The following is a 7549-nucleotide window of genomic DNA, read 5'->3' as shown; positions in this document are numbered from 1 at the left end:
CGGTCAGCTCAGCGACGTTCACTTCATCCCGTATCCCAACTGCTACCGCTGTCCCTTCGGAAAGGAGAAGGGCAGGTGCCGTATGGAGTGCTTGGACTTCATAAAGGAAAAGTTCGAGGGCGAGGTCCACGCCGAAGGCGTAGCTCTTCTCTTGGCGGAGCCCATACAGGGCGACGCCGGAATGGTCGTGCCTCCAGACGACTACTTCAGAAGACTTAAAAGGCTCCTCGATGAGCACGGCATCCTCCTAGCGGTTGATGAAGTCCAGAGCGGCTTTGGAAGAACAGGTAGGTGGTTTGCCATCGAACACTTCGGCGTTGAGCCGGACATAATAACCGCCGCAAAGCCCCTCGGTGGGGGTCTTCCAATAAGCGCCGTCATCGGAAGGGCCGAGATAATGGACTCGATTCCACCCTTGGGGCACGCCTTCACTCTCGCAGGAAATCCCGTTGCGAGCGCCGCCGCCCTTGCCGTCATCGAGGAAATCGAGGAGAAAAATCTCCTCCAAAGGGCCGAAAAGCTCGGGAAGAAGGCAAAGGAAAGGCTTGAAAGAATGAAGAAAAGGCACGAGCTAATCGGCGACGTCCGCGGTCTTGGGCTGATGCTCGGTGTTGACCTCGTTAAGGACAGGGAAACGAAGGAGAGGGCCTACGAGGAGGCAAAGAAGATTGTCTGGCGGGCCTACGAGCTGGGCTTAATAGTGGCCTTTCTCCAGGGCAACGTCTTGAGGATTCAGCCCCCGCTGACTATAGAGGAAGAGCTCCTTGAGGAAGGCCTTGACAGGCTTGAAGAAGCAATTGAGGACGTGGAAGAAGGAAAGGTTCCCGATGAAGTCTTGGAAAAGGTGCAGGGATGGTAAAAAGTTACTCCTTCTTCTCGGCCGGCTTTGATTCCTTCTTTTCGGCGGGTTTAGTGGTTTCCTTATTTGCAGTGGCCTCGGTGGCTGGCTTGGCAGGGGTGGGCTTCTTGGGCGGCCTTATGCCGTAGCCAAGTATCTTGAACTCAAAGACTTCGCCGTTTCTGAGGTGGTAGCGGTAGGTTCCGTCGCCGAGCTTCTCAATCCTGACGACTGGGAAGCGGTAGTCGCCGTAGGCCTCGTTTAACTCCCTGACCTTGTCCGGGTGAATCGGCACCCAGTTAAAGAGCTCTAAAGCATCCTCCGTTCCATCCGTTGTTAGGATGTAAGACTCGGTGAAGCCGAGTGCCCCTGTCGGGCAGACGTCGACACAGAACTGGCAGAACGTACAGCGGCCGTAGTCTATCTTGGGGTGCGGCCTCTTCTCCATCTTGCCCTCCACTTCAAGCCACGTCATCTCTATTGCCCTCGCCGGGCATATCTGACCGCAGAAGTTACAGCCGACGCACTTCTTCCAGTCGAGCGTGTGGAATCCCCTGTACTTTGGAGCCGGCTCTATCTTCTCGAAGGGTATCTTTATCGTTACGGGCTTCTTGAAGAGGTACTTGATGCCTATCCAGGGCTTGACGAAGGACTTCTTGAGCTTGACCTTTTCCTCACCAACCACTCTCGCGGGCATCGTCATCACCTGTCTATGTCGGGCGGACAGTTGTCAAGGGTCTTCAATATGACCGGCACGTCGGCGAGGCGGGCTCCCTTGAGGAGCTCCTCAAGCACCGTAACTCCGTGGCTCTGGCTCGGTCCGCGGACATGGACGCGGTAGGGCTTGTGGCTTCCGTCGCTGACGACGTAGGCACCGAAGTCACCCTTGGTGCTCTCAACGTGGGCGTAGGCGTCTCCTGCAGGAACCTTGAACCTCGGCAGGTTCTTGAGCTTGGGGTCCTGCACCATGTAGGGCCCGCTCGGCGGCCCCATGTCGAGAAGCTGTTCGAGTATGTAGAGGTCCTGCTCCAGCTCGTACCTCCTGACGAGAACCCTTGCGAGGCTGTCACCCTCCTTCAGGACAGGAACCTCGAAGTCGAGCTCTGGGTAGAGGTAATAGGGGTCGTCCTTTCTGACGTCGTAGGGAACTCCAACGGCCCTGAGGTTCGGACCGGTAACGGCGTGTTTGAGTGCAAAGCGCTTGTCCATAACGCCAACTCCCTCAGTCCTCTCAAAGGTTATGTAGTTGTCGAAGAGTATCTCGTCGAAGTCCTTGAGCTTGGACTTGATGTACTCAACGGTGTCCCTCAACTGCCTTAGCCATTTGTCGCCCGGTATGTCCCTCCTGACTCCTCCGGGGACGGTGTAGATGTGGTAAACCCTTCCTCCGGTTAGCTCCTCGAAGAGGCGCATGAGCCTCTCACGATAAGCTGCCGCCCACTGGCCGGCTGTGTAGAGACCTATCTCGTTTCCAAAGCCCATTATCCAGAACATCCATGAAGAAACCCTCGCCATTTCGAGAACAACTGTCCTAATCCATATCGCCCTTTCAGGAACCTCCCAGCCGACTATTTCATCGACGGCCATAGAGTAGATGTTCTCGGGCACGTCGCTTTCGGGAACACATATTCTGAGGAGCAGGGCTATGTTGGTAAAATAGGGCCTCTGCTCAGCGAGTTTCTCAAAACCGCGGTGCAGGAATCCGGGGTTTACTATGGCCTTTTCGACCCTGTTACCGTCCATTTTAAGGATTATGCTGAAGTTCTCGGTGGCCATGTGCTGTGGACCGAAGAACAGCTCGTAGGTGTCCTTCGCTATCGGGGTGAGGTACATGTCGTGCTTTCTTGCCTCCTCCCTAAGCTCCCTTGGAACTTCCAAACTCATGAGCATCACCTCATATTACATAGTTTGTCTTACTCTCATCGTACCTGTCGAAATCCTCGCCGTAGATGGTTTTGACGTAGCTGAGGGTGTTGAAGTCCTTCCTGAGCGGGTGCTTCTCGTATTCGCGCGGCTCTAGGATGAACGGACCGAGCCTCGGGTTGCCTTCAAAGATTATTCCGAAGAACTCGTGGGCTTCCCTCTCGTAGGTTTCCGCAACCGGCCAGATGTCCATGACCGTCGGCATCTTTGCGTTCTCCCTTGAAATCCTTGTCTTAACGAACGCGTGAACGCTCTCGCTGACACTCCAGAGCTGATAAACCAGCTCGAATTCGCCCTCCTTGAGCCAGTCAACCACGCTTATCTGCATAAGCATCTCGAACTTTTCGCTTGCAATCTCAAGGAACTCATGTATTCTCTCGGCTGGGACTCTGAACTCTATCCTCTTCTCACGTCTGACGCTTCCCTCGGCGTAGGGGGCCTTCTCGAGGAGTTCCTTCACGAGCCTGCCCTCCTTGGTGTTCGGCAGCTCGGGCTTGGCATTCTGGGTATCCTGGGGAGCCTTCTGAGTGGATTCAACCTTGTTCTTAACCTCATTATCGGTTACAGCCATGCCAACCACCTCTTCGCATCCCTCTCGCGCCAGCCCTCCCCAAAGAGCTCATCCTGATTCTTTCTATACCACTCGTAGTTCTCCCTGTATCTTCTCCACCCATCGGCCTCTCCGTTTTCGATTTTTCTCATTATCTCTCTTATACCGTCCATCACTGCTTCTGGTCTCGGCATGCAGCCGGCTATGGCAACGTCAATGGGAATGTATTTGTCGAGCTGTTTAACAACGTTGTAGGAGTCCCAGTAAACGCCGCCGTTTATTGGACAGGAGCCGTGGGCAAGGATGTACTTGGGGTCGGGCATGAGTTCGTAGGTGATGATAATTCTCTTGAGCGTCTTTGGAGTGACGTAGCCGGTAATCAGGAAGAGGTCGGCCATCCTCGGGGCGGGATTCGGCATCATACCGAACCTCTCAATGTCGTAGCGGGCCGTTACAAGCGGCGGCATCTCTATACCGCCACAGCCGGTACAGAATGCAACCAGCCATATGCTCTTCTTTCTCGCCCACCTGAACAGGGGTTCGAAGAGCTTGAACTCTTTGAGTTCATAGCTTATGAAGTCGCCTCCCATTCTTTCACCACCCCGCGAGTATTACGGCTATTATTCCCAGTATGGTCGGCCACTTCCAGAAGAACTTCGCCGCCTGGTCGATGGTGAAGCGAGGATAGATGCTGGCGATGAATATCGCTATGAATAGCACGGCTATCTGTTTGATGAGAAGCTCAAGCAGGTTGCTGGCTCCGCCAAGGAAGAGCACTGCAAAGAAAGCCGTCTCGGCGAATAGCTGAACCGCGTGCTGGGTGAAGAGCAGTGCCGCGTGCTTGCCGCCGTACTCGACCATCGGACCCATCGAGATTTCCGCGGGGGCCGTGATTATGTCGAACGGCTCGAGTCCAAGCATTGCCTGGAAGACTATGTCGAAAACTATGAAAGCCAGCAACAGTGCGGGAACCGTTATGCTCCAGCCGTGGAGCTGCTGAAGGGCAACTATGCTATTCAACTTGAACGTTCCCCAGTACTGGGCGATTGCTATCAAAGCGAGACCGTAGGGCAACTGCATGGCGACCATGGTGAGCAGACCGCGCTGGACACCGACGGCCGAGTAGGGGTTGCCGGAACTCATGGCACCGAGCATTATTCCGAGCATCGGCACCTCGAGGAGATACGCAACCACGATGAGGTCGGCGTTGCTGCTGAAGAGCTGAAAGTTGGCCAGCGGAATGAAGAGGAGCGCCGCTATGCTCGCTCCGAGTGCAAAGACAGGTCCAAAGTCGTAGATGAAGCCGTGGCTTACGCTCTCCTTTTTTCCGAGGAGCTTGAGTGTATCTATGATTGGCTGATATATCGGCGGTCCAACGCGCCTCTGAATTCTCGCCATGGCCTTTCTCTCAATGCCCATGAATATGAACCCCATGAAGGTGGCGTAGATAACCATGCCTATTGCCTCAAGGGCTAACTTCCACTCGAACATTCACAACACCCCCCACAGTGCCAGGATTAGGAGTATAATCGCCAGATACCAGGCGTAGCTCTGGACGTTTCCGTTGTATATCCCCTCCCTCAGGGTGTCCGCAAAGTCTTCAGCAAGTCCTGCAAGACGCTCGTAGAACCTGTCCCAGCTGTACCTGAGCCAGAACTCCAGAGCTTCCGCCAGCGGCCTGTAAAAGTGCCTTCTCATGCTCAGGTTGTAGTCCTCGGTTACCGGGTTGCCCGACTGGTAGGTGTCGGTAACCGGAACCTTTCTGGTCTTGGCTCCATAGATGAAGACTATTCCCGCAACGGCAAGACCGAAGACCAGCAGTATCGTGACGAGCAGGGCGTTGTAGGTTCCGTTGGTTGTCACGAGCTTGAAGTAGTCTCCCGTGACAACCGGCTCCGAGAACAGGCCGTTGAGGTACTTCGTAACGAGACCGGGGGCTATGCCGAAGACGATATTTGGAATCGCGAGGACTGCCATGCCTATGAGAATGGGGAGTGGTGCTTCCTTAACGTCCTCGAGGTCGCTCGGTCTCTGACCGAACCAGACAGCGTACAGGAAGCGGACGACGTAGGCAAACGCTAGACCGCTTCCTAGGAATATCGCGCCGGCAACGAGGGGCATGTGGGCGTTTATGGCGGCCTCATAGAGGAGCCACTTGCTCGCAAAGCCTGCCATCGGCGGAATTCCGGCTAGGCTGAGGACTGCTATGAGGGCCATTGAGAATGTTACCGGCATCTTCTCGGCAAGTCCTCCAAAGTCCTCAAACTTGGTTTTGCCCGTCCTGAGTATCAGCGCAGCAACGACGAGCCAGAACAGTCCCTTGAAAACCGCGTGGCTGAGCACGTGGAAGAGCGCTCCTATTATTCCGAGGGGAGTTCCCACCCCAAGACCGAGCAGTATGTAGCCAACCTGGCTCACGGAGGAGTATGCGAACAGCTTCCTTATGTCCTCCTGGAGGACTGCTAGGAACCCCGCAACGACAACGGTTATCGCGCCAATCCAGGCTATGATGTAGGCGAAGAGCATGTGGTTGTGCCAGACCCCTAGGGCGGAGACGAGCTTAACGCCCATGAGTATGTAGAGGAGCAGGAACCCGTAAGCCCCGGCCTTGCTCAAGGCTCCGCTGAAGAAGGTTGTGTAGCTCTGGTCGACCTCGCTGTAGGCACCGGGCGCCCAGACGTGGAGCGGAACGGCACCAGCCTTGACGCCGAAGGCCGTGACGAAGAGGCCGAATATCAGCGCCATCTCACCCCTGCTTATACTTCCAATCATTGCGTCCATGTAGAGTGCCTGTCTAATCGTGTTGAAGTCGAGCGTCCCGGTCTTGGCGTAGAGCAGGCCTATAGCTATGAGCATGGCGTAGGCCCCTATTATGCTCAGCACAAAGTACTTGAGGGATTCGTGCTTGTTCCTCCTGAGAACCATCATGAAGCTGGCGAACGTCATTATCTCCCAGAACAGGAAGAAGCCAACGAAGTCACCGCTTAGGAAGACACCCAGCACTCCAGTGTAGCTCATCAGGGCGAAGAGCCACTCGTAGGAGTTCTTTGATGTGCTGGCCATTCCAAAGGCCATCGCAACGCCGACGAGCGAAGCTATAACGGCGAAGTACCATGTTAGTGTGTTCAGCTGGAAGACGAGGTGGAAGCCGCCAACGTTTATCGTCTGGACTATTCCCTCGGTGCCCTTGCTGGTAATCGTTGGGTAGTACTTCACGAGTATCCCCAGGGGGACAGCTGCACCTATAACTCCGACAATCTCTCGTATTCCCCTGATGTCAAGGGCCCAGGCTATGAAGCCCGCAATCAGTGGGGCGAAAAGCATTATCATGAGCTCGTTCATGCTCCCACCCCCATCAGGGGAACGTTCTTGATGTACTGCGCAACGTTGAATATGTCAGCGCCGGCCTTCTGGGAGATGCTCCATGCGTAGTTCGGGTAAATTCCTATTGCGATGACGAGTATTGCGAGGGCTATCATTATAACCACCAGAGGAACGCTTTCGCCGACCCTCTCTCCCCCTCCCTCGAACCATATTGCGTGCACGAGCCTAAAGTAATAGACAGCCTCAGCAACGCTGGCCGCCAGAACCAGGAAGGCCGCCCACGTGTAGCCGACCTGTATTGTTGCAAGGATTATCCTGAGCTTGCTCCAGAATATGTTGAACAGGGGGACTCCAACAGCCGCCATTGCTCCTATCGTTACTCCAAATGCCGTAGCCGGCATCTTCCTTCCCAATCCTCTGAAGTTCTCAATGTCCGCTCCTCCGAGCTGTACCGCGACGTAGCCAACGCCGAGGAAGAGGAGGACTTTGATTATTGCGTGGTTGACCATCTGGAAGACCCCGGCATCAACGCCCGCCTGGGTTCCCAGGGCAAAGGCGAGCGCTATGAGTCCTACTTGGCTGATTGACGAGTACGCTATCATCCTCTTGACGTTCCTCTGCCTCAACGCTGAGAACTCCGCCACGACGACGGTGAGGGTTGCCATGACCACGAGGAGCTTGAGGACGTTGTGCCAGCTCCCCACGGCGCTCATGAGGTAGAGAACCCTAGCCATCGCGTAGAGGCCGGCCTTGACGACGAAGGCCGAGAACATGGCCGTTACAGGGTGCGGTGCCGCCTGGTAGGCATCTGGTGCCCAGGCGTTGAGCGGGAACAGCTCCGCCTCTACCGCGAGACCGAAGATTACGAGGGCCAGTCCAACCTGGGCAACGGTCGGGTTGATGTGCCCTGCGAG

8 protein-coding genes are annotated in these 7549 nt (G+C 55.4%); 1 reads left to right on the top strand and 7 read right to left on the bottom strand.

Features of this window, described 5'->3' with window-relative positions:
- On the top strand, positions 1-859 hold an 859-nt coding region (locus MVK46_RS07390), incomplete at its 5' end, for an aminotransferase class III-fold pyridoxal phosphate-dependent enzyme (protein WP_297535990.1).
- Between the two features lie 4 nt (positions 860-863).
- On the opposite strand, the gene nuoI is transcribed toward MVK46_RS07390, so the two are convergent.
- From nuoI to MVK46_RS07355, 7 genes are all read right to left on the bottom strand, one after another.
- Positions 864-1535 (bottom strand): NADH-quinone oxidoreductase subunit NuoI, encoded by a 672-nt coding sequence (gene nuoI / locus MVK46_RS07385; protein ID WP_297535991.1) that lies wholly within the window; start codon positions 1533-1535, stop codon positions 864-866.
- Positions 1536-1540: 5 nt separating this feature from the next.
- The gene (locus MVK46_RS07380) at positions 1541-2728 is read right to left on the bottom strand and encodes an NADH-quinone oxidoreductase subunit D (RefSeq protein ID WP_297535989.1); all 1188 of its coding nucleotides are present in this window, start codon (positions 2726-2728) and stop codon (positions 1541-1543) included.
- Positions 2729-2732: 4 nt separating this feature from the next.
- Positions 2733-3332 carry an NADH-quinone oxidoreductase subunit C gene (locus MVK46_RS07375; protein WP_297535988.1) on the bottom strand — a complete coding sequence of 200 codons (600 nt, stop codon included), beginning with the start codon at positions 3330-3332 and terminating at the stop codon, positions 2733-2735.
- Complete coding sequence (locus MVK46_RS07370; protein WP_297535987.1) at positions 3323-3901, bottom strand: NADH-quinone oxidoreductase subunit B family protein; 579 nt, start codon at positions 3899-3901, stop codon at positions 3323-3325. Before MVK46_RS07370 ends, MVK46_RS07375 begins: the two co-directional genes overlap by 10 nt.
- 4 nt (positions 3902-3905) lie before the next feature.
- Positions 3906-4802 (bottom strand): respiratory chain complex I subunit 1 family protein, encoded by an 897-nt coding sequence (locus tag MVK46_RS07365; RefSeq protein ID WP_297535986.1) that lies wholly within the window; start codon positions 4800-4802, stop codon positions 3906-3908.
- Positions 4803-6653, bottom strand: coding sequence for a proton-conducting transporter membrane subunit (locus MVK46_RS07360; protein WP_297535985.1), 1851 nt, complete (start codon positions 6651-6653; stop codon positions 4803-4805).
- Positions 6650-7549 (bottom strand): proton-conducting transporter membrane subunit (locus tag MVK46_RS07355; RefSeq protein WP_297535984.1); only part of this gene is annotated, 900 nt, incomplete at its 5' end. The genes MVK46_RS07355 and MVK46_RS07360, both read right to left, overlap by 4 nt.

Source organism: Thermococcus sp., from assembly GCF_027066465.1.
Taxonomy (GTDB): Archaea; Methanobacteriota_B; Thermococci; order Thermococcales; family Thermococcaceae; genus Thermococcus.
This window is presented reverse-complemented; position numbering and strand designations above follow the sequence as displayed.

Excerpts from the sequence above, each read along its gene's own strand:
- nuoI (WP_297535991.1), bottom strand. The coding sequence starts at position 1,535 with ATGCCCGCGAGAGTGGTTGGTGAGGAAAAGGTCAAGCTCAAGAAGTCC.
- MVK46_RS07380 (WP_297535989.1), bottom strand. The coding sequence starts at position 2,728 with ATGCTCATGAGTTTGGAAGTTCCAAGGGAGCTTAGGGAGGAGGCAAGA.
- MVK46_RS07375 (WP_297535988.1), bottom strand. The coding sequence starts at position 3,332 with ATGGCTGTAACCGATAATGAGGTTAAGAACAAGGTTGAATCCACTCAG.
- MVK46_RS07370 (WP_297535987.1), bottom strand. The coding sequence starts at position 3,901 with ATGGGAGGCGACTTCATAAGCTATGAACTCAAAGAGTTCAAGCTCTTC.
- MVK46_RS07365 (WP_297535986.1), bottom strand. The coding sequence starts at position 4,802 with ATGTTCGAGTGGAAGTTAGCCCTTGAGGCAATAGGCATGGTTATCTAC.
- MVK46_RS07360 (WP_297535985.1), bottom strand. The coding sequence starts at position 6,653 with ATGAACGAGCTCATGATAATGCTTTTCGCCCCACTGATTGCGGGCTTC.